This is a genomic window from Aeromonas sp. QDB63, from assembly GCF_027707425.1.
GTDB classification, from domain to species: Bacteria; Pseudomonadota; Gammaproteobacteria; order Enterobacterales; family Aeromonadaceae; genus Aeromonas; species Aeromonas caviae.
In genome coordinates, this window is sequence record NZ_JAPCIS010000009.1 from 98580 (window position 1) to 124048 (window position 25469).

At 63.9% G+C, this 25469-nt stretch carries 23 protein-coding genes; 15 read left to right on the forward strand and 8 right to left on the reverse strand.

Annotation, left to right across the window (positions count from 1 at the left end):
• Position 1: 1 nt before the first annotated feature.
• The 4 genes from PG879_RS08730 (at position 2) to PG879_RS08745 (ending at position 3561) form a co-directional block, all read left to right on the forward strand.
• Positions 2–598, forward strand: coding sequence for a LysE family translocator (locus PG879_RS08730; protein WP_039039402.1), 597 nt, complete (start codon positions 2–4; stop codon positions 596–598).
• Between the two features lie 102 nt (positions 599–700).
• Positions 701–1291: a LysE family translocator gene (locus PG879_RS08735; RefSeq protein WP_010672906.1), complete on the forward strand. Its 591-nt coding sequence runs from the start codon at positions 701–703 to the stop codon at positions 1289–1291.
• A 135-nt stretch (positions 1292–1426) separates the two neighbouring features.
• A complete protein-coding gene (locus PG879_RS08740; RefSeq protein ID WP_210600632.1) occupies positions 1427–2119 on the forward strand; it encodes an aspartate/glutamate racemase family protein in 693 nt (230 codons plus the stop codon).
• Positions 2120–2346: 227 nt separating this feature from the next.
• A complete protein-coding gene (locus tag PG879_RS08745; RefSeq protein ID WP_210600630.1) occupies positions 2347–3561 on the forward strand; it encodes an aldose 1-epimerase family protein in 1215 nt (404 codons plus the stop codon).
• A gap of 60 nt (positions 3562–3621) precedes the next feature.
• Here the strand turns inward: PG879_RS08745 and PG879_RS08750 are convergent, their stop codons facing one another.
• Positions 3622–5412, reverse strand: coding sequence for an AMP-dependent synthetase/ligase (locus tag PG879_RS08750; protein WP_210600628.1), 1791 nt, complete (start codon positions 5410–5412; stop codon positions 3622–3624).
• A 182-nt stretch (positions 5413–5594) separates the two neighbouring features.
• On the opposite strand from PG879_RS08750, the gene PG879_RS08755 reads away from it, so the two are divergent.
• Positions 5595–6137 (forward strand): thioredoxin family protein, encoded by a 543-nt coding sequence (locus PG879_RS08755; RefSeq protein ID WP_210600626.1) that lies wholly within the window; start codon positions 5595–5597, stop codon positions 6135–6137.
• A gap of 73 nt (positions 6138–6210) precedes the next feature.
• On the opposite strand, the gene rimI is transcribed toward PG879_RS08755, so the two are convergent.
• Together rimI and PG879_RS08765 are read right to left on the reverse strand one after the other, a co-directional pair.
• Positions 6211–6660: a ribosomal protein S18-alanine N-acetyltransferase gene (gene rimI / locus PG879_RS08760; RefSeq protein WP_029313700.1), complete on the reverse strand. Its 450-nt coding sequence runs from the start codon at positions 6658–6660 to the stop codon at positions 6211–6213.
• Positions 6661–6734: 74 nt separating this feature from the next.
• Positions 6735–7172 (reverse strand): hypothetical protein, encoded by a 438-nt coding sequence (locus PG879_RS08765; protein ID WP_210600624.1) that lies wholly within the window; start codon positions 7170–7172, stop codon positions 6735–6737.
• A 216-nt stretch (positions 7173–7388) separates the two neighbouring features.
• Between PG879_RS08765 and PG879_RS08770 the strand changes: the two genes are divergently transcribed.
• The gene (locus tag PG879_RS08770) at positions 7389–9002 is read left to right on the forward strand and encodes an ATPase RavA domain-containing protein (RefSeq protein ID WP_201895115.1); all 1614 of its coding nucleotides are present in this window, start codon (positions 7389–7391) and stop codon (positions 9000–9002) included.
• 95 nt (positions 9003–9097) lie between these two features.
• Positions 9098–10552: an ATPase RavA stimulator ViaA gene (gene viaA / locus PG879_RS08775; RefSeq protein WP_029313704.1), complete on the forward strand. Its 1455-nt coding sequence runs from the start codon at positions 9098–9100 to the stop codon at positions 10550–10552.
• A 12-nt stretch (positions 10553–10564) separates the two neighbouring features.
• Here viaA and PG879_RS08780 read toward each other — a convergent pair whose 3' ends face one another.
• Positions 10565–11569, reverse strand: a complete 1005-nt coding sequence (locus PG879_RS08780; protein WP_210600622.1) for a sensor domain-containing diguanylate cyclase — start codon at positions 11567–11569, stop codon at positions 10565–10567.
• A gap of 195 nt (positions 11570–11764) precedes the next feature.
• Here PG879_RS08780 and PG879_RS08785 point away from each other — a divergent pair, with 195 nt between their 5' ends.
• The 5 genes from PG879_RS08785 (at position 11765) to PG879_RS08805 (ending at position 17022) form a co-directional block, all read left to right on the forward strand.
• Positions 11765–11926, forward strand: a complete 162-nt coding sequence (locus PG879_RS08785) for a hypothetical protein (protein ID WP_234839593.1) — start codon at positions 11765–11767, stop codon at positions 11924–11926.
• A gap of 18 nt (positions 11927–11944) precedes the next feature.
• Positions 11945–13633, forward strand: a complete 1689-nt coding sequence (locus tag PG879_RS08790; protein ID WP_270830011.1) for a diguanylate cyclase — start codon at positions 11945–11947, stop codon at positions 13631–13633.
• A gap of 244 nt (positions 13634–13877) precedes the next feature.
• Entirely contained in the window at positions 13878–15467 is a 1590-nt protein-coding gene (gene prfC / locus PG879_RS08795; protein WP_089503670.1) for a peptide chain release factor 3, read from the forward strand.
• Positions 15468–15635: 168 nt separating this feature from the next.
• Complete coding sequence (locus PG879_RS08800; protein WP_104451827.1) at positions 15636–15974, forward strand: nuclear transport factor 2 family protein; 339 nt, start codon at positions 15636–15638, stop codon at positions 15972–15974.
• A 103-nt stretch (positions 15975–16077) separates the two neighbouring features.
• Positions 16078–17022 (forward strand): bile acid:sodium symporter family protein, encoded by a 945-nt coding sequence (locus PG879_RS08805; RefSeq protein WP_113069659.1) that lies wholly within the window; start codon positions 16078–16080, stop codon positions 17020–17022.
• Positions 17023–17191: 169 nt separating this feature from the next.
• Here the strand turns inward: PG879_RS08805 and PG879_RS08810 are convergent, their stop codons facing one another.
• Positions 17192–18103 carry a bifunctional helix-turn-helix transcriptional regulator/GNAT family N-acetyltransferase gene (locus PG879_RS08810; RefSeq protein ID WP_113069660.1) on the reverse strand — a complete coding sequence of 304 codons (912 nt, stop codon included), beginning with the start codon at positions 18101–18103 and terminating at the stop codon, positions 17192–17194.
• Positions 18104–18295: 192 nt separating this feature from the next.
• A complete protein-coding gene (locus PG879_RS08815) occupies positions 18296–19333 on the reverse strand; it encodes an alkene reductase (protein ID WP_041214552.1) in 1038 nt (345 codons plus the stop codon).
• A gap of 167 nt (positions 19334–19500) precedes the next feature.
• Between PG879_RS08815 and PG879_RS08820 the strand changes: the two genes are divergently transcribed.
• The gene (locus tag PG879_RS08820) at positions 19501–20067 is read left to right on the forward strand and encodes a TetR/AcrR family transcriptional regulator (RefSeq protein WP_010672924.1); all 567 of its coding nucleotides are present in this window, start codon (positions 19501–19503) and stop codon (positions 20065–20067) included.
• A gap of 339 nt (positions 20068–20406) precedes the next feature.
• On the opposite strand, the gene PG879_RS08825 is transcribed toward PG879_RS08820, so the two are convergent.
• A complete protein-coding gene (locus PG879_RS08825) occupies positions 20407–20742 on the reverse strand; it encodes an endonuclease domain-containing protein (RefSeq protein WP_210600620.1) in 336 nt (111 codons plus the stop codon).
• Positions 20743–21232: 490 nt separating this feature from the next.
• The gene (locus tag PG879_RS08830; RefSeq protein WP_210600618.1) at positions 21233–22144 is read right to left on the reverse strand and encodes a LysR family transcriptional regulator; all 912 of its coding nucleotides are present in this window, start codon (positions 22142–22144) and stop codon (positions 21233–21235) included.
• Positions 22145–22289: 145 nt separating this feature from the next.
• Here PG879_RS08830 and aguA point away from each other — a divergent pair, with 145 nt between their 5' ends.
• Positions 22290–23387 carry an agmatine deiminase gene (gene aguA / locus PG879_RS08835; protein ID WP_210600616.1) on the forward strand — a complete coding sequence of 366 codons (1098 nt, stop codon included), beginning with the start codon at positions 22290–22292 and terminating at the stop codon, positions 23385–23387.
• A 280-nt stretch (positions 23388–23667) separates the two neighbouring features.
• Entirely contained in the window at positions 23668–25371 is a 1704-nt protein-coding gene (locus tag PG879_RS08840; RefSeq protein ID WP_210600614.1) for an amidase, read from the forward strand.
• Positions 25372–25469: the final 98 nt, after the last annotated feature.

Here is a 25469-nt window from a genome sequence, read left to right on the forward strand (position 1 = left end):
CATGACCATCGAATGGTATGCCACCCTATTTGGCTTCGCCCTGCTCACCTGCGGTACGCCCGGGCCGAACAACCTGATGTTGACGGCGTCCGGTGCCAACTTCGGCGTGCGTCGCACCCTGCCCCATCTCATCGGGGTGGCGGTGGGCCAGCCTGTGCTGCAACTGGTGCTGGCGCTCGGCTTCTATCCGCTGTTCGAGCGCTGGCCCCTACTCAAGCTGAGCCTGCAGGTGCTGGGCAGCCTTTACCTGCTGTGGCTGGCGTGGCGCATCGCGGTGGCAGGCGCCCCCGGAGATCCCGCCAGCCGTGCCCGGCCCTTGACCCTGCTTGAAGGGCTGGGCTTCCAGTTCCTCAATCCCAAGGCGTGGATGATGGGGATCTCGGCCATCAGTCTGTTCAGCCTGCCGGGGAGCGACTACTGGCCGAGCATGTGGGGTATCATGAGTGTCTTCCCCATGGCGGGGTTCCCGGTCTGCTTCGCCTGGGTGATGTTTGGCCATCAGCTCAGCCGCTGGATCAACTCGGACAAGGGGTGGCGTCGTCTCAACGGCAGCCTGGGTGCCTTGACAGCCCTGTGCGTGGTGATGCTCTGGTATTAACAGCACCTTGATTATTCATGCAAAGAAAATGCATTGCTGACCTTGTCGTCAGGGCGTCGGCTCTGCATATTAGGAGGCTTGCCGTATCTGAACGAGGTTGAGATGGATCTGAACTGGTTGCTCCCCCTGGCGGGCTTTGCCCTTATCACCTGTGGCACGCCGGGCCCCAACAACATGCTGCTCACCAGTGCCGGGGCTGCCCAGGGGTTTCGCCGCTCCGTGCCTCTGCTGGTGGGGGTGGTGGGAGGCATCAACCTGATGATCCTGGCCACGGCCCTGGGGCTTGGGGTGGTGTTCGAGCGTCTGCCCCTGCTGCACGACGGCCTCAAGCTGGTGGGGTCGGCCTACCTGCTCTGGCTGGCCTGGAAGGTGGCCAACGCCAGTGGCCCGGCGGAGGGGAACCGGCCGCTCATCCCGGCCCATCAGGGGGCCATGCTGCAACTGCTCAATCCCAAGGCCTGGATGATGGCGCTCTCCGCCATCAGCGGCTTCACCCTGGCGGGGGAGGCTTACTGGCCGTCCGCGGGCTGGGTGCTCGGCATTTTCTTCGTGACCGGCCTCTATACCGGTGCCTTCTGGGTGCTGTTCGGTGCCCAGGTGCGCCGCCTCATCCGCACCGCCACCGGCTGGCGTCGTTTCAATCTGGGCATGGGGCTCGCCACGGCGGCCTGCGTGCTGATGATCTGGGTTTAGGCCTCGGCCTGAGCCTTTACCGGCTGTCTTGTTGGCCCTTCGGGGCCTTTTTTATTGCCGGGGCGGTGCAATCAAACGCGCCCCCTGAGGGATTGCGGCATTGGTTTGCATCATCGGGTTACATAAGGAGATCCCATGAAATGTATCGGTCTGCTGGGTGGCATGAGCTGGGAGTCCACCGTCAGCTATTACCAGGCCCTCAACCGGGGGGTACGCGAGCGGCTCGGCGGTCTGCACTCGGCGCGGGTGCTGCTGAGCAGCGTGGATTTTGCCGGGATAGAGCGGTTGCAGCACGCCGGTGACTGGCCCGCCACCGCCCGTCTGCTGGCGGCCGAGGCCAAGGCCATCCAGGCCGGTGGCGCCGATTTTCTGCTGATCGGGACCAACACCATGCACAAGGTGGCGCCGGAGATCGAGGCCGCCATCGACATTCCCCTGCTCCACATCGCCGATGCCACGGCCCATCGCCTCCAGGCCGACGGGGTGACCCGGGTAGGCTTGCTCGGCACCCGCTTCACCATGGAGCAGGATTTCTACAAGGGGCGGCTCCAGGAGCGCTTCGGGCTGGAGGTGCTGGTGCCTGATGACGCTGCACGGGAGCGGGTGCACCGCATCATCTATGACGAACTCTGCCTCGGCGACATTCGCGAGTCGTCTCAGGCCGAGTATCTGGCCATCATCGCCGATCTGGCACAGGCCGGTGCCCAGGCGGTGATCCTGGGTTGCACCGAGATCGCCCTGCTGGTGGGGGCGTGCCAGGCCGCCGTGCCCCTCTATGACACCACCGCCATCCACGCCGAAGCCGCGGTGACGCTGGCCCTTGCCTGATGTGGTGCGGGCGGGGTGAGGGGGCGCCCCTCTCGGCGCCCCGCCTGTTTTTTCCTCCTTTCATAACTGTGAGTCAGCCTTCATTTCAGCAGGGCTGAAGCCGTTTTTATTGTCAATCGGCTCACATTTCCTCCGTTTGTCTCTTGAGTCCGGGGCGTCAGGAGCCTAGTTTTCGATCACTGAAACGATTCAGCTTTCACAAAAACAAGAGACACGAGGATAAATCCATGTTGAAGAAACTCTCCATTGCCGTGCTGCTCGCCCTGGGCGCCACCGCGGGTCACGCCGCCGAATTTCTGCTGACCGACTCCCAGCAAGGGCTGGATGTGGGTGACTGGAAGATCACCAGCGAGAAGCTCGGCATCAAGAGCCCGGTTCCCTTCACCATCGAGAAGAAACGCCTGCACGGCGGCCGCCAGGAAGGGGTGGATCTGCTCATCGTCGACAACGGCGTCATGAAGATCACCCTGGTGCCGACCCGCGGCATGGGGATCAAGGAGGTCAAGGCGGCGGATCTGCGCCTCGGCTGGGATTCACCGGTCAAGGAGGTGGTCAACCCCGCCTTCATTGATCTCGAGAGCCGTGGCGGCCTCGGCTGGCTCGACGGCTTCAACGAGATGCTGGTGCGCTGCGGCTACGAGTGGACGGGTCATCCCGGAGTGGATGACGACGGCCGCCTCAAGAGCCTGCATGGCCGGGTGCAGAACATTCCCGCCTCAGTGGTCAGCGTGACCGTGGACGAAGAGCCGCCCTATGCCATCCACGTGCTGGGCCGGGTGGACGAGCGCACCTTCAAGATGAGCGAACTGGTCACCTGGACCCAGCTGAGCGTGGTGCCCGGTCAGGCGGAGTTTGCCCTGCAGGACAAGCTGACCAACCACGCTGACTACGAGAACGAGTACCAGATCATCTATCACGGCAACTTCGGGGCTCCCATTCTGGAGGAGGGAGCCAGGGTGAGCACGCCGGTGAAGCAGATCTCCCCGTTCAATGACTACGCCAAGGCCGGACTCAAGGGTTGGCAAACCTATCTGGGGCCCACCAAGGGCTTCGACGAGATGGTGTTCAACCTGATGCCCTACAGCGACGCCGACGGCAATACCCTGGCAGTGCTGAACAACCGGGCCGGCAACGCCGGTGTGGCGGTGGGCTACAACACCCGACAGCTGCCGGTGCTGACCCTGTGGAAGAACACCGACACCCGGGCCCAGGGCTATGTGACCGGCATCGAACCCGGTACCAGCTATGCCTACAGCACCAAGTACCAGCGCCCGCTCGGGCTGGTCCCCAAGATCCAGCCGGGGGAGACCAAGACCTTCGATCTGACCTATCGCCTGCTGCAAAATGCCGACGAGGTGAAGCAGGCCCTGGCCCAGGTGGAGAAGATCCAGGGCGGTCGGGCCACCGAGCTGCGCGAGCAACCCCTGGTCAAGCTCCCATAAGGGAGAGACCCCCAGCAAAAAGCCGCTCCATGAGCGGCTTTTTCATATCAGGCCCGTCGATCAGACGTGGCTGTACATGGCTTCTATCTCGCGCTGGTACTTGGCCTCGATGATCTTGCGGCGCAGCTTCATGGTGGGGGTGATCTCCCCGAGTTCCATGGAGAAGGCGCTCGGCAGCAGGGTGAACTTCTTCACCTGCTCGAACTTGGCCAGCTCCTTTTGCAGATCCTGAATGCGGGCCTCGAAGAACTCCATCACCCGGGAGTGGCGCAGTAGCTCGGTCTTGCACTGGTACTGCAGGTTGATGGAGCGGGCGTACTCCTCCAGGGACTCGAAGCAGGGCACGATGAGCGCCGACACGAAGTGGCGGGCATCGGCGACGATGGCAATCTGCTCGATGAAGCGATCCTTGCCGAGGGTCCCCTCGACCAGTTGCGGCGCCACGTACTTGCCGTTGGAGGTCTTCATCAGCTCCTTCAAGCGCTCGGTGAAGTAGATGTTGCCCTCGTCATCCAGCTCGCCTGCATCGCCGGTGCGCAGGAAGCCATCCTCGGTCATCACCTCGGCGGTGGCCTCCGGCTTGTTGTAGTAGCCACGCATCACGGTGGGGGCGCGCACCAGCAGTTCGTTGTTCTCGCCGAGTTTCACCTCGATGCCGTTTAGCGCCGTGCCGATGGAGCCCAGCCTGAACTGGGTGTCTTCATAGCAGCAGACGGTGGCGGTGGTCTCGGTCATGCCGTAGCCGTACTTGAGGTTGAGCCCCATGGCCTGGAAGAAGAGATTCACCTCGTCCGCGAGACGGGCGCCCGCCACCGGCAGGAAGCGGGTGCGACCGCCGAAACGGGCGCGCAGCTTGCGAAACACCAGGCGCTCGGCAAGCCAGAGCTGGCCATAGAGCAGGGGAGAGGCGGACTTGCCCGCCTGACGGATGGCGACCATCTGCTTGCCCACCCGGGTGGCCCAGCCGAACAGGGCGCGGCGCAGGCGCGGCGCCTGGGCGACCTTGGCCTGGATCATGGCGTAGGCCTTCTCGTAGAGGCGAGGCACGGCGCACATCACGGTGGGCTTCACCTCGCCGATGACATCCATCACCTTCTGCGGGTCGCGAATGTAGACGTTCTCGGCGCCGCAATAGAGCACGTAGTAGCTCCAGGCGCGCTCGAACACATGGCTCAGCGGCAGCATGCAGAGGGAGACATCCTGCTCGCTGAGGTCGAGGCGAGCGTCATGCATTTCGAAGCAGGCGGCCATGTTGGCGAAATCGAGCATGACCCCCTTGGGTTCGCCCGTGGTGCCCGAGGTGTAGATGAGGGTCAGCAGGTCGTCCATGCGGTAGTGGCGCTCGCGCTCGCGCAGCACCTGCTCGCTGGGTTGGTGGTTGCCGGAGACGAGGAAGGTCTGGAAGTGGCTGGCCGAGGCGCAGCCGCGCAGATCGACGGTGCCGTCCAGGGCGACGATGTGGCTTATCTCGCCGCTGTCGATGAGGTGCAGCGCCTGATCGAACTGGGGCTGCTCCCCCACGAACAGCATCCTGATGCCGGCATCCTTGACGATGTAGCGCAGCTGATCGAGGGTGCTGGTGGGGTAGATGGGCACGCTGACGCCACGGGCGGCCAGGATGCCGAGGTCGGCCTGGGTCCACTCGGGCATGTTGCGGGCATAGATGCCGACCATCTCGCCGGACTGGTGGCCCGCCCGGATCAGGCCTTGGGCGCAATAATCCATGGCCTGACCCAGGGTTCGCCAGCCGATGGCGCGCCATTGGCCATCCTGCTGGACGCGCAGGGCGGCCTTGTTGCCAAGGCGGGCAATACGCTCACGCATCACTCTAACCAGATGAAACTGCGACATCTCACGCATCCTCAAGTAACAGTTGTGCGCCCGCAGGGGGCACCAAAATCGGGGCTGGAGTTTAAACTCTAACATTACAGCTTACAAGTGTGCGCCATTTGTCCTGGATCACAAAGTCGTCAACCAGATGAGAGTGAGGCATGATAGGGGGCAGGGATCGGATTCATTCAGGGAGTTGCACCATGAATATCGGGATCAAGAGCCTGTTCACCGGCGTGTTGCTGCTGTTGGCGGGGGCAGGCGCCCTCTGGTATCTGCTGGGGGGCGCGGGGGAGCAGGAGAATCCCTGGCTGAGCGGCGCCGAGGGCTATGAGCAGGCGCAGCGGCTGGCGCTGAGGGAAGGATACCCCTTGCTCTACGTGATCGAGCGCGCCAAGTGCCGACGCTGCAAGGCGCTGAATACTAGGCTGTGGCGTGCCCCCGAGATGCAATCCGCCCTGGCGGGGCTGGTGAAGGTGCGACTTAACCTGGATGCGGGGGATGGCAGCGAGCACATTCTGCGCCGCTTCCCCCAGGTTGCGACGGCCCCTGGCATCTATGTCCAGCGACCGGGTGAGCCGCTTCGCCCCATCAAGATCGCGGTGGATATCGAACAGATCTGGATGCCCGGCGTCACCTATGGTCGCGGCTTCTTCATGCCCCTCTCGGGAGCCGCCTTCGAGGCCGTGCTGAGGGTGACCCTGAGCCTGGAAGACCCCTCCATCGACAACGCGCCCCTGCCCTGAGGGGGAAGCGAAGCGGGGGAGTCTGGGAGGTCAGAGGGGGTGTTGCCCGCTGACGGCGGTCTGCAGCGGGTTGTCAGCCGAAGTCGAACAGACGGGACATCAGCACGGCATCCTCCCTCTCCTGCCCGGTGCCATAGTAGTCGGCGCGGCGGCAATATTCGGCAAACCCCTCGCTCTCGTAGAGGTTGATGGCGGTGCGGTTGCCGGCCCTGACCTCCAGGAACCAGGCCTCGGCCTTGCCGGCCTTGCTGCGGGCCAGGTACTCCCTGAGCAGCGCCCGCCCCAGCCCCTTGCCCTGAAAGTCGGGGTGTACGCAGATGTTCATCAGGGAGCTGTCTCCCGCCACCAGATCCGAGATGTAGAAACCGGCCGGTCGTCCGTCCACCAGCATCAGGCCGTTGAGATAGCGCGGCCCGAAGCAGGAGAGCAGGTTGGCCTGGCTCCAGGGCTCCTGGTGGGCGGCCTGCTCGATGGGGTAGATGGCTTCGAAGTCCGATTCGAGCAGGGGGCGAAAGTGGGGCAAGAGGTCAGACATGGTCACTCCGGACGGGATTCAGGCTTGCGATGGACACCATGGCCGTGCCATGGTCGTGAGCATCAAGGGGTGTGGCGCTGCCGGCACTGCTGCCAGAGGGCGCGCTTGTGCGCCCCATCGGGCTTGAGCGGGCAGACCAGGGCATCGGGCCAGCGAGGGTCCGGCGCCGTCAGCCAGAGCAGGGGCGAAGCGCCCCCTGCTGGCAGGGAAGGCATCTCGGACAGCAGGGAGACCTCGTCTGTGCCAAGGCCGAGCCAGCGGCAGATGTCCCCGAGCAGGGAGGGCGCGGGCAGCGTCTCTGCCAGCAGCCAGAGCTTGCCGGTCGGCAGAGGGGCAGTCTCCTGCGGGGCCAGCACCTCGTCGGCGGGCGTGTTTCCCGGCTGTGCGGCGCCGTCGGGGCTGGTGCCTCCCGCCAGGAGTCGGCCTCTTTGTTGCCAGAGGGGGATGCCCATGCGGGCCAGGATGCGCTGGCGCAGCGGGTCCAGCAGGGGATCTTGCATGGCGAAGGCTCACTCTTGATCTGCGTTGGGGTAAATAATGATGCGCAGAGTACACTCTCGCGGGATTTGCTGCACCCCGGACGTGCGCTTTTCGCCCTGTGGCGATGGCAAACGAGCGCCTCCCCGGGGGCAGAGATGACAGACAATGAGAGTGGGGCGGGGCCAGAGGCCGGACCCCGTCAACACGGATGACCTATCAGCTTCGGAACTGTGCCTATGCCGCCTTTAGCCCAGAATACTGTTCGTGCCACCCCCATTCATGAGCGCCTGCCACGGCTCCTTTCCGCCCTTGGTGAGGGACTGTATGAGCGCCAGGATGCCCTGCGGCTCGGCCTGCTGGCGGCCCTGAGTGGCGAGAGCGTCTTTCTGCTGGGCCCCCCGGGCATCGCCAAGAGCCTGATCGCGCGGCGCCTCAAGCTGGCGTTTCAGGATGCCCGCCATTTCGAATACCTGATGACCCGTTTCAGTACGCCGGAGGAGGTGTTCGGCCCCCTCTCCATCCAGGCGCTCAAGGAGGATGGCAAGTACCTGCGGTTGACCAGCGGCTACCTGCCGGAGGCCGAAGTGGTCTTCCTCGACGAGATCTGGAAGGCGGGCCCCGCCATCCTCAACACCCTGCTCACCGCCATCAACGAGCGGCAGTTTCGCAACGGCGACAGCCAGCACCCCATTCCCATGCGGCTGCTGGTCACCGCCTCGAACGAGCTGCCAGCCCCGGACAGCGGGCTGGAGGCGCTCTACGATCGCATGCTGGTGCGGGTCTGGATGGACAGGGTACAGGAGAAATCCAACTTCCAGGCCATGCTGGCGAGCGATGGCCAGTCCCATCAGAACCTGACCCCCTCGGTGCAGATTCGGGGGGAGGAGTACGACGCCTGGCAGGATGCCATCGAGCAGGTGCGCCTGCCGGACGCCTGTTTCGAACTCATCTACCAGCTGCGCCAGCAGCTCGACAGCCAGCTCGGGCACGGCTGCTATGTCTCGGATCGGCGCTGGAAGAAGGCGGTGCGGCTCATCAAGGCGAGCGCCTTCTTCAATGGCCGCGACGAGGTGGCTCCCCTGGATCTGCTGCTGTTCAAGGATTGCCTCTGGCACGACGAGGCTTCCCGCACCGCGCTGCTGGAGATGATCGGCGAGTTTTCCCGCCTCTACGGCTACCAGCAACTGGCGCTGACCCGGGAGCTGCTCTCCCTGCGCGAGCAGTTCAAGCAGTTGCAGGGGGCGGTCGCCCTGCGCATCGGCTGCAAGGCGGTCAAGCGCAAGCAGTGGTTCGGCCGCCGCGCCCGAGGCACCGAACTGCCGCTGGCCAACGCCAGGCCGTTCGGCAAGCTGGTGCATTTCCAGCTGCTCACTCCGGCGCCCCTGGATGGCAGCGATCCCGAGCGCCTCACCGGCACCCTCACCTTCGATCGCACCCTGCTCTCTCACTGGCACCCCACCGGGGAGGCGCTGGTGGGCTGGCCTCTCGGCAACCCCAAGGAGGGGCACTACGAGCTGGTGCTGGACGAGCAGTTGCGGCTGCACGTGCTGGATATCCAGCGCCAGCCCGTGCCCCTGATGCTGGTGGAGCGCACCCCCATCCCCGAGGTGGTGATGGCCCCCTGGCTGTCGGCCCTGGACGACCTGACGGGCCAGGTGAACCGGGTGCTGCAAAACCTCAAGGGCCAGCGCAACCTGTTCGACCGTCACCAGCCCCATCTGTTCGTGGGGGACCACTGGCTGCGTCAGGTGGAGGACAGCTTCTTCGTGCTGAACCGGGACCTGGAGCGGCTGGGGGCCGAGCTGCAGCAGTGGCGGGATCGTCTGCCTCTTCTCGATGCACAGGGGTGACGTCGCGTCTGACGTGGGATTGGTGAAATAAACAGGATGAAAAACATGTTTAGTCAGCATGATACTCCATCACATCTCAACGTCCGGGGTGGCCCATGCTAGAGATCGGCATGATGGACCTGGGGCTGCTCATGGGGGAGGGGGAGCTGGCGGGGGAGATGGCGCTGCTGCTTGCCTCCACCCCCAAGATCTCCGAGTTCCTCAAGCGCTCGCCCCTGCAGGGGAAGCTGCTCAGAAAGCGAATCCAGACCTGGAGCGAACAGCTTGGGGAGGAGATGCGCCACAAGCCGGTGCCGGTGGCCCTCGAGCGGGAATACCTGCTCTATCAGGCCCACCGGCAATTGCCTCTGCCGGAGCTGGTGGGGCGCCTGCCTGCCTTGCTGGAAGCCCTTGAGCAGCACAGCCCCTTTGCGGGGGATGCCCGCAGCCTGGTGCGCCAGATAGTGGCCCAGCCCACCGAGGGGCTGCGCCAGCTCTTCATCGAGAAGTGGCGCGCCAGCCTGGTGGGCAGCCTGTTGCAGTTGCAGCAGCAGATAGCGGAGGCGGAGCGGGAGAAGCAGCGCCAGGAGATAGAGGATCAACTGCTGGCCAACCGGACCCTGGCCGATGCCCTGGATCCGCACCAGATCTCCGCCGGGGGGCTCTGGGATCTGGCCCAGGGGAGCTGGCACAAGCGCAGCCTGGCGCTGGTGAAGCAGTACGCCCGCATGTTGCAGCAGGAGCCTCTGCTCGCGGAGATCGCCGCCCTGCTTGGGCGCAGCGAGCGGGAGCGGCGCAGCGAGGACAGGACGCTGCCGCCGGTGCCTGTGCACGAGCTGGAGGAGGTGCAAAGTGACGATGTGCCGGACGATCTGGTGGGGGTGCACCCGGCCAGCGATCTGATGCGCCTCCTGCCGAGCGAGGCGGTGATGCTGGCGCTGCCGGAGCTGGAGCTGGAGTTCTATCGCCGTTATCTGGAGCGGCGCCTGCTGAGCTACCAGTCGCGGGGCACCCTGCCGCGCCAGCGTCTGATGCTGCGCTCCCCCGAGCAGGGAGGGCAGGAGGTGCAGCCGCGGGGCCCCTTCATCGTCTGCGTCGATACGTCAGGTTCCATGGGGGGCTATCCGGAGGAGTGTGCCAAGGCGCTGTTTCTCGCCCTGCTCAAGGGGGCGATGGAGGAGAAGCGGGGCTGCTATCTGATGCTCTTCTCCACCGAGGTGGCGACCCTGGAGATTACCGCCGACACCGGGCTTGAGAAGGCGGAGCGTTTTCTCTCCATGAGTTTTCACGGGGGGACCGATCTGGTGCCCTGCCTGGAGCAGGCCCTGACCCAGCTTGAACAACCCGCCTTTGCCAAGGCCGACGTGCTGGTCATCTCCGACTTCATCGCCCAGAACCTGCCCCACCCCCTGCTCGAGCGGATGAACCGGCGACGGGCGCAGCAGACACGCTTCCATGCGGTCGCCATGTCCCGTCACGCCAAGGCGGCCATTTTGCGGGTGTTCGACAACAGCTGGCTGCTCGATTGCGGCCTGCGTGGACGCCTGCTGCGGCGCTGGCAGCGCCATTGAGGGCGCTCAGGCTCAGAGAGTGGGCCTGTGGTAGAGGCCCCGTTCGTTGACCTGCTCCTGATCCAGCAGCGGCTGACCGCTTGGCTGGGCAATGCAAAAACCCCGCTTGCCGCTGCGCTTGACCCTGTACATGGCCTGATCCGCCCGGGCCAGCGCCGCGCCGAAATCGTCCTGGGGCCGGATGGCCGCAATTCCCATGCTCAGTCCCACCGAGGCGTCCCCGTTGGGCAGCTCGAAGGGGGTGGCGATGGCATCGATGCACTGGCGGGCGAGGTGGCTGGTGCGGGGATCGTCGCACGCCCAGGGCAGCAGCAGCACGAACTCGTCCCCGCCGATGCGCCCCAGCCGTACCTCCTCGCCGCAGCAGTGGCGAAGGCGCTGGGCGAGGGAGACCAGTAGTTCGTCACCTGCCCGGTGGCCCAGGTTGTCGTTCACCAGCTTGAAGTCATCGAGATCGATGAAGCAGATGGCCTGGTACTCCCCTGGAAAGTGGCGGTGCAGCGCGGTGCGGTTGAACAGGCCGGTGAGGGGATCCCGGTGGGCAAGCTGGGCGAGCTGCTGCTCGTACTCCTTCTCGTGGGTGATGTCGATGTGGGTGCCCATCACCCGGACGGGGTTGCCCTGATCATCCCGCTCCACCACCCGGCCCCGGTCCAGCACCCAGGTGGTCTTGCCATCCTTGGCGATCATGCGGTGCATCGCCTGATAAAATGGGCTCTTGCCCTCCAGATGGTCGAAGAAGGCCTGCAGCACCTGCTCCCTGTCCTCCGGGTGCAGGTGGGCGCGCCAGACGTCGAAGTGGGCCGACAGCTCCTTGGGCTGGTAGCCGAGCATGGAGCCCCAGCGCCGGTTGAAGATGATGAGTTTGCCGGTGGGCACATGGTTCTGCCAGATGCACAGGCCGGTGCCGTCCATGGCTGCGTCCAGCTTCTCCCGCGCGTCATCCGCGATGCGTTTGAGACGCTCGTTCTCCAGCAACAACCTGTCGTAAGCCTCCCTCAGCTCCTCGTAGGTCATTTCTCATCCCTTCCCCTGTTCGAAAGCATATATAGTCGATGCACTCTCTCCTTCTGTAAAGAAGGAGATAGGGGAGGCTCTCGTTCGATATGAGGCGTTTTCTCACCCTCTGGCGGCTGTGCGCCCAGAGTCTGTGGGGATATGATGACAGTGGTGAGCGCGGCGTCCGGCCAGTGAAGAGGAGAAAATGTCCGCATGAAGATCCTGATGGGAGGTGGTCTGTTGCTGGGGGTTGCCCTAGCCCAGGCGACGCCACTGGCTGGGTACGAGTTGCAACTGGCGTTGCAGCGACTGGAAGAGTCGACGATGCCGGTGCAGGTGTTTCGCGAGCGCGTCGCCGCCCTGACTGCCGGATAGGCACACTATCCGCCCGAGGTGCAGGGCCGCCTTGCCCGGCTGCAGTGCTGGGCCCAGCCGAGTGAACGGGACGAGGAGTTTCGCCGCGCGGTGGCGTTTGCCGAGCAGGAGCAGGAGCTGGCGCAGGCCCGTGCCCGCAAGGACAGGGTCACCGAGGTAGGGTTGCTCGCCTGCCGCGGGTATCACCGGCAACTGCTCGGCAACATGGCCGGGGCCGGGGAGGATTACGACGCCGCCCTGACCCTGGCTCGCCGGCTCGGGGATGAGCGCCAGCGTGCCGACATCCTGAGTCTGCGGGGGGAGATGTACTCCTACCAGGGGGAGCTGGCGGAGGGGCTGATGGATCTCATCGATGCCCACCAGCGCTACGAGGCGCTCGGGCTGGAGGCCAAGGGGCGCGAGGGGCTCGCCAATATTGCCAATGCCTATCGCAGGATGGGGCTCTATGAGCGGGCCGAGAGCTACTTCAACGAGCTGGAACACGACTACCGGCAGCTCGGGGACGAGGAGCACCTGGTGGACATTCACAGCCAGCAGGGGCTCCTCTACATCGACACCGAAGAGTACGACAAGGCGCTGCCCCTGATGGCCGAAGCGGAGCGTTACTATCTGGGGTCAAAGCAGGAAGGAGTACTGGCCTGGAGCCGGATCGAGCTGGCCACAATCCTGCAGAAACAGGGCAAGCCGGACCAGGCCATGACCAAGCTCGATCAGGCGGCAGCCTCCCTTCATCAGGGGGAGGGGGCGGACAGCGTCACCCTGGGCCACTGGCACCTCGTCATGGCCGAGGTCCTCGAGGCCCTGAACCGCCCCGGCGAGGCGCTGCGGCACCTGGACGAGGCCGAGCCCATCTTTACCCGGGAGCAGAACCTGCGCTTCCTCGCCCGGGTGCATGAGACACGGGCCCGGGTGCTGGAGCGTCAGGGGCATATCCAGTCGGCCCTCACCAGCCTCAAGACCTATGTCGAGACCCGCCAGGCCCTCGAGCTCAGATTGCGGGAGCAGCGCTCCTTGCAGATGCGTTTCGAGTTCGATCTCGCCCGCAAGGAGCTGGAAAACCAGAGCCTCAGGTCCCAGCAGCAGTTGCAGGCGGAGAAACTCAAGCAGTTGCAGGAGCGGCGCTACTGGCAATACCTGGTGGTGGCCCTGCTGCTGGTGGTGATGGGTACCCTGGTGGTGCACCAGCGCGGGCGCACCCGCAAGATGCAGCGCCTCGCCATGACGGACGAACTGACCGGCATCCACAACCGGCGCCAGATCCAGGCCAAGGGGCGCAAATGGTTCACCCAGGCGCGGGAGGAGGGCAAACCCCTGTGCGTGCTGCTGCTGGATGTGGATCACTTCAAGAAGGTGAACGACCAGCTGGGCCACCACGTGGGGGACAGGGTGCTCACCGCCGTGGCCCAGTGCATCGAGGAGCAGTTGCGCAGCCTCGACAGGGTGGGGCGCAACGGCGGCGAGGAGTTTCTGGTGCTGCTGCCGGATACCCTCCTGGGCGAGGCCGTCGAGGTGGCGGAGCGGATCCGCCAGGCCGTCGCCCGTCTCGAGATTGAGGGGGTGCCTGCGGATCATCCCATCCGCATCAGCATCGGCTGCGCCCAGTACAAACCCGAGGATGACAACCTGGGCGAGCTGGTACGCCGGGCCGACGAGGCCATGTACGAGGCCAAGCTGGCGGGGCGCAACCGGGTGATGACGGCCCGGTGAGGCCGACTCCGGGCCCCCGTGATAGCGGGCTGGGTATTTTTCACTCGCGCGGGTATAATGCCGCGCAATTTTGCTTTGATCCGGGGCCAGACCCATGTAATGCAACGCGCTTCTCCTGTCTCCACCGGTGGTCACTGACCCGCCCGCGTGGTGTCGTTGTCTGCATGGGCGCCCTGATTCCAAGGTGCTGTCCCGCATTTTTCCCACGGTGGCTCCAGGCCGCCGCTCAATAGAAGAACGTTGAATTATGTCAGCTGAATTTCTGAGTGAAGTCTCCAAGAGACGCACTTTTGCGATCATCTCGCACCCGGATGCGGGTAAAACCACCATCACCGAAAAGGTCCTGCTGTTCGGACAGGCCATTCAGCGCGCCGGTACCGTCAAGGGCCGTGGCTCGGGCCAGCACGCCAAATCCGACTGGATGGAGATGGAGAAGCAGCGCGGTATCTCCATCACCACTTCCGTGATGCAGTTCCCCTATGCCGACTGCCTGGTCAACCTGCTCGATACCCCGGGTCACGAGGACTTCTCCGAAGATACCTACCGTACTCTCACGGCGGTCGACTGCTGCCTGATGGTCATCGACGCCGCCAAGGGTGTTGAAGACCGGACCCGCAAGCTGATGGAAGTGACCCGTCTGCGGGATACCCCCATCCTCACCTTCATGAACAAGCTGGACCGCGAAGTGCGCGACCCGATGGAGGTCATGGACGAGGTGGAGCGCGAGCTCAACATCATGTGCGCCCCCATCACCTGGCCCATCGGCTGCGGCAAGTCCTTCAAGGGTGTCTATCACCTCTACAAGGACGAGACCTACCTGTATCAGAGCGGTCAGGGCCACACCATCCAGGAGAAGCGGGTGGTCAAGGGGTTGAACAACCCCGAGCTGGACGCGGCCATCGGCGACGATCTGGCTGCCCAGCTGCGTGGCGAGCTGGAGCTGGTGCAGGGCGCCTCTCCCGAGTTCGATCACGACGCCTTCATCGCCGGCGAGATGACCCCGGTCTTCTTCGGGACCGCCCTTGGCAACTTCGGTGTCGACCACATGCTGGACGGCCTGACAGACTGGGCGCCAGCCCCCATGCCGCGCAAGGCCGAGAGCCGCGAAGTGGTGGCGACTGAGGAGAAGTTCTCCGGTTTCGTGTTCAAGATCCAGGCGAACATGGACCCGAAACACCGCGACCGTATCGCCTTCATGCGTATCGTGTCAGGTACTTACAGCAAGGGCATGAAGATGCGCCACGTGCGCATCGGCAAGGACGTGAACATCTCCGACGCCGTCACCTTCATGGCCGGTGACCGTGAACAGGCGGTCGAGGCCTGTGCCGGCGACATCATCGGTCTGCACAACCACGGCACCATCCAGATCGGCGACACCTTCACCCAGGGTGAAGATCTCAAGTTCACCGGCATCCCGAACTTCGCACCTGAACTGTTCCGCCGTATCCGCCTGCGTGACCCCCTCAAGCAGAAGCAACTGCTCAAGGGGTTGGTGCAGCTCTCCGAAGAGGGGGCGGTGCAGGTGTTCCGTCCGCTCATCAGCAACGATCTCATCGTCGGTGCGGTCGGTGTGCTGCAGTTCGACGTGGTGGTCTCGCGCCTCAAGAGCGAGTACAACGTCGAGGCCATCTACGAGGCGGTCAACGTCGCCACCGCCCGCTGGGTGGAAGGGACCGACGTCAAGAAGTTCGAGGAGTTCAAGCGCAAGAACGAGGTCAACCTGGCCCTCGATGGGGGTGACAACCTCACCTACATCGCGCCGACCATGGTCAACCTGCGCCTGGCCCAGGAGCGTCACCCGGACGTTCACTTCCGCCAGACCCGCGAACACTGATCACCCTGCCCGCACCCAGCGGGTGGCTGATGACCAGAGAGACCCCGCTTCGGCGGGGTTTTTTGTTATGGGGCGTGTCATTGGAAGGGGCGGCGATCCCCATCCGGGGCTTGATGAATGAATAAAAATCAAGGATAAGTGATTTAAATTTCACCCATGGAGAGAGACATGTCCGTCACCCAACCCGTAGAGGCGCAGTTTGCCGCCTACAATGCCCACGATCTCGATGCCTTCGTGGCCTGCTTTGCCCCGGATTTCAAAGGCTATCGCATGCCGACCGAGACGCCGAGCACAGTCGGCAAGGGGGCGCTGCGGGCCTTCTATGCGGAGCACAGATTCAACAACCCGCTGCTCAAGGCCGAGCTGCTGTCACGCACCGTCTTGGGCAACAAGGTGTTTGATCACGAGCTGATCCATGGCCTCTCCCTTGAGCCCATCGAGAGCGTGGCGGTGTTCGAGGTGAAGGAGGGTCTTATCCAGACCGCCTGGTTCTATTTCCCTTCCTGAGCGCCGCGACACGGGCCTGCCGGCGACAAAGCTGGTATAAGAGAAAGTTCCCTGCGGGCATCCCCTGGTCTGCCCGCGTCTGGACAATAACAAGGAGTACACCATGCTTGGACGCATCACCCACCTCTTCCCGCTTTGGGCCCTGCTGTTTTCCCTGCTGGCCTACTGGCAGCCCGAGCCCTTCGTCGGCCTCAAGGGCCAGATAGTGCCGCTGCTGACCATCATCATGCTGGCCATGGGGCTGACCCTCAAACCCCAGAACTTCCTCGACGTGGTGCGCAACAAGAAGGCCATCGGCCTCGGGCTGGTATTGCAGTTCAGCGTGATGCCGCTGGCCGCTCTGCTGGTCAGCCTGTTGCTGGGCTTTGATGCCGAGTTGACCGTGGGAATGGTGCTGGTGGGCAGCGTCGCCGGTGGCACCTCTTCCAACGTGATGTGCTATCTGGCCAAGGGCGATGTGGCTCTCTCCATCACCATGACAGCTCTCTCCACCCTGCTCGGGGTCCTCGTCACCCCCCTGCTGGTGCAGCTGCTGGCTGGCAAGAGCGTCGACGTGCCGGTGCTGGACATGCTGCTGAGCCTGGTGAAGATAGTGCTGATCCCTGTGGTGTTCGGGGTGGTTGCCAATGTCTTCCTCCACTCCCTGACGGCACGTATCGAGCCCGTGCTGCCGCTCGTCTCCATGGCCGCCATCGTCATGATCATCGCCATCGTGGTCGCCCTCAACGCAGGGCAGTTCGCCAGCATCGGCCCCATCGTGGCGCTGGCGGTGATCCTGCACAACGGCATCGGCATTGTGGCGGGCTACTGGGTCAGTCGCTGGCTGGGCTTTGAGGAGCGGATCTGCCGCACCGTGGCCTTCGAAGTGGGGTTGCAGAATTCTGGCCTCGCCACGGCGCTGGCCATGAAATTCTTCACTCCCGCCTCGGCCATGGCTGGCACCCTCTTCTCGGTCTGGCACAACCTGTCCGGCTCTCTGCTGGCCGGGGTCTGGGCCAAGCGACCGCTTTCCCGGCCTGCTGGGACCCTGGAGCAGCGCGCTGGCTGATCAGGGGGCGCAAGATGAAACAATAAGGGGCCATGGGCCCCTTGTTGTTGTTTGAGCTAGGGAAGGTGCGAATAAGTCATATGGCACGAGAGCATTTACTGGTAACCCATTGATATTAAATGACTAAAATTTTCATTTTTTGTTCTTGGGATACTTGTTCGCACTTTCCCTAGTCGAGCGCCAGCACCATGCAGATCTCGCAGGCGTCGTGGCCTGTGCAGCCAAGGGGCCCCGGCAGGTGTTCGAAGCCCAGGGATTCATAGAGGGCGGTGGCTTCCCGCAGCACGGCGGTGGTCTCCAGATAGCAGCGCTGGTAACCCAGGGCGCGAGCCTCGGCCAGCGCCTGCAGCACCAGCCGCCGTCCCAGCCCCAGCCCCCGCAGGGCGGGCAGGAAGTACATCTTCTGCAGCTCGCATACATCCGCTGCCCCCGCCAGCGGCGCTATGCCGCCCCCGCCAAGAATGGTGCCGTCCGGCCCCTCAATCACCCAGTAGCGGCTGCGCTCCCCCTGATAGGTCTCGTGGAGAAAATCGAGGTTGGGATCCGCTACCCCGTACCCCTTGTCGGCGGTGAGGCCGTATTCGGCGGAGACGGCGCGCACCACGGCGGCGATCCGGGGATTGTCGGCCGGGGTGATGGGGCGGATGACGAACCCCTGCTGGCGGCGGGCGCGGGAGAGGGCGCTGCGATAGAGCCGCATGCCCTCCCAGATCTGCTCGCACTCGGCGGGGGAGAGCTGGGCCAGGGCCCCCGCCATGGTCTCGTCCATCTGCCGGTGCAGCTCCTCAAGCTGTGCCTTGCCCGGCTCGGTGAGGCTCGCCTCCTTGCTGCGCCCGTCCGAGGGGTGGGGTTGCCAGGCGATCAGCTCCCGCTCGGCGAGGCGGGCCAGGGGGCGGCTGGCGTTGGACTTGTCGATGCGAAGGCGCTCGGCAAGCTGCTGGTTGGTGGCGGGACCGTTCTCCAGCTCGATGAGCAGGTGGGCCTCCAGGGGGCTCAGGGCCAGCGAGCCGCACTGCTGGGAGAGCATGCCGAGTTCGCGTACCAGTTCCCTCGACAGGGCGCGCAGGGGGCGGGGATCCATGGGGTTGTCTCCTTGTGATGGCATTTGGTTGTTATGCGCAACCAATACCATCTTTTGGTTGTTGATGACAACCATTTGCGTGAAAAAGGGCGAAAGACAGGCAGAAAAAAGGGCCCGGGAGAGGGCCCAAACATTGGAAACCCGCGCGGGGGCGCGGATCCCATCCTTGGTCTGGCAAGGTGCCGGCGAGGGTTAGACCAGCTCGGCCAGCATGGTGTCGGCATAGGGCACCAGGGCGTCGCCCTGTTTCACCTTGGCGAGGTAGTCCGGGTTGGCGATGAGGGGGCGACCGATGGCGACGAGGTCGAAGCGGTCCGCCTCGATGGCCTCGAGCGCGGTCTCGGCGCTGTAGTTGCCCACCCCCACCAGGTGGCCGTCGTAGCGGGCACGCAGGTAGTCGGAGGCGCGGCCGTCCAGGTAGTCGAAGGTGAGGCTGTCATCGAAGATACCCAGGTGCAGATAGGCCAGAGTACGCTGGTTCAGCTCGGCCAGCAGGTGGTCGAACACGGCGCGATCCCGGGCATCCCCTTCCAGGTGCACATAGGCGCCGGGGGAGAGACGAAGGCCGGTGCGATCCCCGCCAATGCGGGCGGCGATGGCATCCACTACCTCGAGGGCGAAGCGGCTCATGTTCTCGGGGCTGCCGCCGTAGTTGTCGGTGCGCAGGTTGCTGGCGTGGTGCAGGAACTGATCGATGAGGTAGCCGTTGGCACCGTGGATCTCCACCCCGTCAAAGCCCGCTTCGATGGCGTTGGCGGCGGCCTGGGCGTAATCCTCGACCAGCTGGGCGATTTCGCTCCCGGTCAGGGCGCGGGGTACCTGATAGACCAGCTCGCGCATGCGCGGCACCGTGCCCTCATGGGCGACGGCGGAGGGGGCCAGCACTTCGGCGTGGTGGAAGAAGGGGTGGGAGAGACGGCCCACGTGCCACAGCTGGGCGAAGATCTTGCCGCCGTTGGCATGCACGGCGCTGGTCACTTTCTTCCAGCCGGCGATCTGTTCGGCGCTGTAGAGCCCCGGGGTATTGGGGTAGCCCTGCCCGTCCGGACGGATGATGGTGGCTTCGGAGATGATGAGGCCGATGTCGGCGCGGCGGCCGTAGTAGGCGGCCATCTGTTCGGTGGGCACCAGACCCGGGCCAGCCATGCAGCGGGTGAGGGGGGCCATCATGAAACGGTTCGCGAGGGTGAGGGTGTCGTTGAGGCGATAGGGCTGAAACAGGGTATTCATGATCGTCTGTCCTGAGGGAGTGATTCTTGAACGGGCATTCAAGACGTTTTTTGGTTTGTGTGCAAGTATTTTTTGAACAAGCATTCAACATGGATTGACGGGGGAGGCTGGGGTAAACTTGCCGCCCTGTTTTTTCCGTCCCGCGGGACCTTGCCACCGGAGACCCCATGCGCAGCGCCGAATACGATCGGGATGCCGTCTTGCGAAACGCCATGGAAGCCTTTCGCGCCAAAGGCTATGCCAAGACCACCATGCAGGAGCTGGTGGCCGCAACCGGCCTGCACCCCGGCAGCCTCTATGCCGCCTTTGGCAACAAACGCGGCCTGCTGCTGGCGGCGGTCGATCACTATGTGGCAGAGAAGGGAGCCCTGCGCCGTCGCTGCCTGGCACAGCCCAGTCCGCTGGCGGGGCTGCACGCCTTCCTCGAGCAGGTGGTGGACGATGCCCTGCAGGGCTCCTGCCTGCTGACCCGCACCCTGATGGAGCTGGCGGAGCAGGACGAGGAGCTGCACCTTCGCTTCAAGGCCATCTACGGCGAGCTGGAACAGGATCTGGCCGGGCAGCTGGCCCTGGCAAAGGCGCAGGGAGAGCTGGCAAAAGAGGGGGACATCCCCACCCTGACCGCCTTCTTGCAGGTCCATATCCAGGGACTGGTCACCTTCGCCCAGTGTCACCCCGACCGCCCTCTGCTGGCCGGTGTCGTTGCCCGGATGATGAGCGCCCTGCGGGCGTGATGGCGAAGATGTAAACAACAAAGGCTCCCGCGGGAGCCTTTGTTGTTGCTGGGCATGCCCCTCGCAGCAGGGTTTTTGCCCCCTTCTCCCCCTTGCGGGAGCCATGGTTGTTTCTGGGGATGCCACACGCCGCTGGGTTGTTTGCTCCCTTCTCCCCTTGCGGGAGCCATGGCTGTTTCTGGGGGAGGCCACACGCCGCTGGGTTGTTTGCTCCCTTCTCCCCTTGCGGGAGCCTTTGTTGTTGCTGGGATGCCACACGCCGCCGGGTTGTTTGCTCCCTTCTCCCACTTATTTACAAAAGAATGGTAGAAGGGCTGGGGATGAGGGGAGGGCTCGTGCTCAGCGCAAAGAGAGCAAAAGAAGTTCCAGTACGGCCTCTATCCGACTCAATACATCGTTATTCCACACCCGGATCACCCGAAAGCCCTGCTGATTGAGGTAGGCCGTTCTTGCGCCATCATGTTGCCGTCCGGCCGGTTCGTTGTGCTGTGACCCATCTACCTCGATGATCAGCCTCTGCTCAAGCGAGATGAAATCGACAATGTAGGGCCCGATGGGCATCTGGCGACGGAATTTCACCCCAGCCAGGCGGCGGTCGCGCAATTGCAGCCACAGTTTCTGTTCGGCAAGGGTGGCTTCTCGCCTCATGCGCCTGGCAAACGGATGGGTTCTCATGGTGCTTATCCAGAGCTGTTTGAACCTATTAGATATAGCCATTCCCCGGTCTGGTGACTGAGTGGGTGGCGTCCCCTCACCCTGGCCCTCTCCCAGAGGGAGAGGGGACAGATCGAGTAACAGTTGTCATCTTGTTGGTCATCTCGGGGCCATCGTGAACTGATGAACTGATGAACTGATGAACTGATGAACTGATGAACTGATGAACTGATGAACTGATGAACTGATGAACTGATGAGCTGATGAGCTGATGAATCGACAGGTCGATGTGCTGGTGGGATGTATTTCGCCCTAGCAGACAGGTTGTTTGCGATGCTGCCAGTGGCGCAGATCCGCTCCCTTCTCCCCTTGCGGGAGAAGGGTTGGGGATGAGGGGGGGAGTCACACGCCGTCGGGTTATTCAGGAGTCACCAGCTCTTTCATCAGATGCTTGAGCCACACCTGGGCCGGCTGCTGCGCATGCTGCTTTGGTATGCCAGACGCTGCGGGTTTACGCGGGGCTGACCAGATCCTTCATCAATGCCTTCAACCAGATCAAGGCCGGTTGCTGGGCGTGGACCGGATGCCAGACGCAGTTGAGGTGATAGTCCGGCACGTCGTCGGGCAGGGGCAGGCTTTTCAGCGGCCAGTGGCTGGCGAGCAGCTCGGCCACCATGCTGGGCAGTACCAGCAGGTGGTCGCTCTGGCTCACGATGGCGGCGGCGGACATATAGCTCTGGCTGTTGACCGAGATGGTGCGGTTATGGCCCAGGCTCTGCAAATAGCGGTCGAGGCTCGCCTCCGAGGTGCCGAGCGGCGAGTGGAACACATGGGGCATCTCGATTAGCTGGTCGAGGGTGATGCGCTCCTCCTCCAGCTCCAGGGTGGCGCGCACCAGCCCGGCCAGGGGTTCGGTGAGCCAGGTCTCCTTGCCCAGATACCCCGGCACCTGCATGTACTCGTCAAACCCCAGCACTAGATCTATCTCGCCGCTCGCCAGCTCGGCTTCGGGCAGGGTATCGCGCAGGATGCGGATTTCGATGGTGACGCCGGGGGCCAGCTTCCTGAGGCGCTGGATAAGGGGCGGGATCAGCACGCATTCCACGTAATCCGTGGTGCAGAGCACGAAGCGGCGCTTCGACTGGCGCGGCGCGAACTCGTCCTCCTCCCAGAGTTGCTGCTCCAGCAGCCGCAGCGCCTGCTGCACCCCCAGATGCAGCCGCTGGGCCCGGGGAGTCGGCAACATCCCCTGGGGCGTGCGCACCAGCAGCGGGTCGCCGAGAAAGGCCCGCAACCGGCCGAGGGAGTGGCTCATGGCGGGCTGGCTGATAAAGAGCGATTCGGCGGCGCGGGTCACGCTCCCTTGCGTCATCAGGGCGTCAAAGGCGAGCAGCAGATTGAGGTCGAGCTGGTGCAGTTTCATGGGGGGATTATTCGCCGTGTTTATGGGACAATTAATCCTATTCATTTGATGGATGGGCGCGCAACTTCTTACACTGCGACCCACTCTTATTTTTTCAGGGTTCCCAGGCAAATCGGGGGCCTCAATCCATGCAAGGAGCCTTGCGATGAGCATCAAGACCATGAATTCCACGCCGGCCGCCGACGGCTTCACCATGCCCGCCGAGTGGGCTCACCAACAGGCCGTCTGGATGATCTGGCCGTTCCGCCCGGACAACTGGCGGGAAGCCGGTCGCTTCGCCCAGGCCACCTTCGCCAAGGTGGCCGATGCCATCGGTGGCGCGACGCCGGTCTTTATGGGGGTGCCGGCCCAGTTTATGGAGCAGGCCCGTGCCATCATGCCCGCCCACGTCACCCTGGTGGAGATGGCCAGCGATGACTGCTGGGCCCGCGACACTGGCCCCACCGTGGTCACCAACGCCGCAGGCGAGTGCCGTGGGGTGGACTGGGGCTTCAACGCCTGGGGCGGCCACAAGGGCGGCCTCTACTACCCCTGGGATCAGGACGAGAAAGTGGCGGCACAGATGCTGGAGCAGCACGGCATGGATCGTTACGCCGCGCCGCTCATCCTGGAAGGGGGCTCCATCCATGTGGATGGCGAAGGCACCTGCCTGACCACCGCCGAGTGCCTGCTCAACGAAAACCGCAACCCGCACCTGACCAAAGAGCAGATCGAAGCTCACCTGCGCGACTATCTGGGTGTCACCAGTTTTATCTGGCTGGACGAAGGCGTCTACATGGATGAAACAGACGGCCACATCGACAATATGTGCTGCTTCGTGCGCCCAGGTGAAGTGGCCCTGCACTGGACCGATGACGAGAACGATCCCCAGTACGCCCGCTCCCTGGCCGCCCTCAAGGTGCTGGAAGCGGCGGTCGATGCCAAGGGTCGCAAGCTGAAAGTGTGGAAGCTGCCCCAGCCGGGCCCGCTGTTCTGCACTGAAGAGGAGTCTACCGGCGTCGAGAGCGGCAGCGGTGTGCCGCGCGAGGCAGAAGGCCGTCTGGCCGGTTCCTACGTGAACTTCCTCATCACCAACGATCGCATCGTCTATCCGCTGCTGGATGCCGCCACCGATGGCGAAGCCCAGCGCATTCTGGAAGAGATCTTCCCGGATCACACCGTGGTCGGCGTACCGGCCCGCGAGATCCTGCTGGGCGGTGGCAATATCCACTGCATTACTCAGCAGATCCCCTCCGGCAAATAAGAACCGGATGACGATCCTGCTGCGAGACCGTGATCAAGGCTCATGTGCTGCTCGCTTATGTGAAACCGAGGGCTCACGTATGTTAATACGCTCCGGTTCCTGCGCTGCTCTTCACTGAGCTTCCGGCCTCTCGCGACGGGTCGTAAACCGATTCCAAGCCAGCCGAGGTTGGTATTCAAAACCCCACTCAGTGGGGTTTTATCCCTTGATGACGTGATGGTCGCAGGCGCCGATGCGGCGATCATCATGACAAACAGTCACCCTTTTACAGGAGATCCCCATGATCGAAGTGACCGAGGTTTCCATTGCCGAGCTGCGTGCCGCGCTCGAATCAGGCCGCACCACAGCGGTCGAACTGGTCAAGGCCTATCTGGCCCGGATCGAGGCCTACAACGGCCCCGAGACTGCCACCAAACTCAATGCCGTGGTGGTCGCCAATCCCGATGCGCTGAAAGAGGCCGAAGCTTCCGATGCCCGCCGTGCCCGTGGCGAGACCCTGAGCCCGCTCGACGGCATCCCCTACACCGCCAAAGACAGCTATCTGGTCAAGGGGCTGACCGCCGCCTCCGGCAGCCCGGCCTTCAAGGATCTGGTGGCCCAGCGCGATGCCTTTACCGTTGAGCGCTTGCGCGCCGCCGGTGCCATCTGCCTTGGCAAAACCAATATGCCGCCGATGGCCAATGGCGGCATGCAGCGCGGCGTCTATGGCCGTGCCGAGAGCCCCTACAACGCCGACTACCTGACCGCGCCGTTTGCTTCCGGCTCCTCCAACGGCGCTGGTACCGCCACCGCCGCCAGCTTCTCCGCCTTTGGTCTGGCCGAAGAGACCTGGTCGAGCGGCCGTGGCCCGGCTTCCAACAACGGCCTGTGCGCCTACACCCCGTCCCGTGGCGTCATCTCGGTGCGCGGCAACTGGCCGCTGACTCCAACCATGGATGTGGTGGTGCCCTATGCCCGCACCATGGCCGATCTGCTGGAAGTGCTCGATGTAGTGGTGGCCGACGATGCTGATACCCGTGGCGATCTGTGGCGCATGCAGCCCTGGGTGCAGCTGCCCAAGGCCTCTGAAGTGCGTCCGGCTTCCTATCTGGATCTGGCTGCCAAGCCCGATGCCCTCAAGGGCAAGCGCCTCGGCGTGCCGCGCATGTTTATCAACAAGGATGAACTGGCCGGCACCAGCGACAACCCCGGCATCGGCGGCCCGACCGGTCAGCGCATTCATACCCGCGAGACCGTAATTGCCCTCTGGGAAGTTGCGCGCAAGGCGCTGGAAGCCGCTGGCGCCGAAGTCATCGAAGTGGACTTCCCGCTGGTCTCCAACTGCGAAGGGGACAGACCCGGCGCGCCGACCGTGTTCAATCGCGGCATCGTGAGCCCGGAGTTTCTTAATGACGAGCTGTGGGAGCTCTCCGGCTGGGCGTTCGACGACTTCCTGCGCGCCAATGGCGATCCCAAGCTCAACAAGCTGGCCGATGTCGATGGGCCGAAGATCTTCCCCCACGACCCGGGCACCCTGCCGAACCGCGAGGGCGATCTGGCGGCGGGCATGGACGAGTACGTCAATATGGCCAAGCGTGGCATCAAGCGCTTTGACGAGATCCCCACAGTGCCGGATGGCCTGCGCGCTCTGGAGAAGACTCGCAAGCTGGATTTGGAGGACTGGATGGACGGGCTCAAGCTCGACGCCGTGCTGTTCCCCACCGTTGCCGACGTCGCCCCGGCTGATGCGGATGTGAATCCGGCCTCCGCCGATATCGCCTGGAGCAATGGCATCTGGGTTGCCAACGGCAACCTCGCCATCCGCCATCTCGGCGTGCCGACCGTGACAGTCCCCATGGGCGTCATGGCCGATATCGGTATGCCGGTGGGCCTGACCTTCGCCGGTCGCGCCTATGACGACAACAACCTGCTACGCGTCGCCTCGGCCTTCGAGTCCACCGGCAGCAAGCGCAGGGTGCCGCCACGCACGCCGCCGTTGGGGTGATAGGTTTTGGGATTAATATCCTGTATGGAGATGGTATTCACCTGACAGTTGCCCACAAAAGGGAGTGGTCATACGGCTTCAAACCGGATAACAAAACG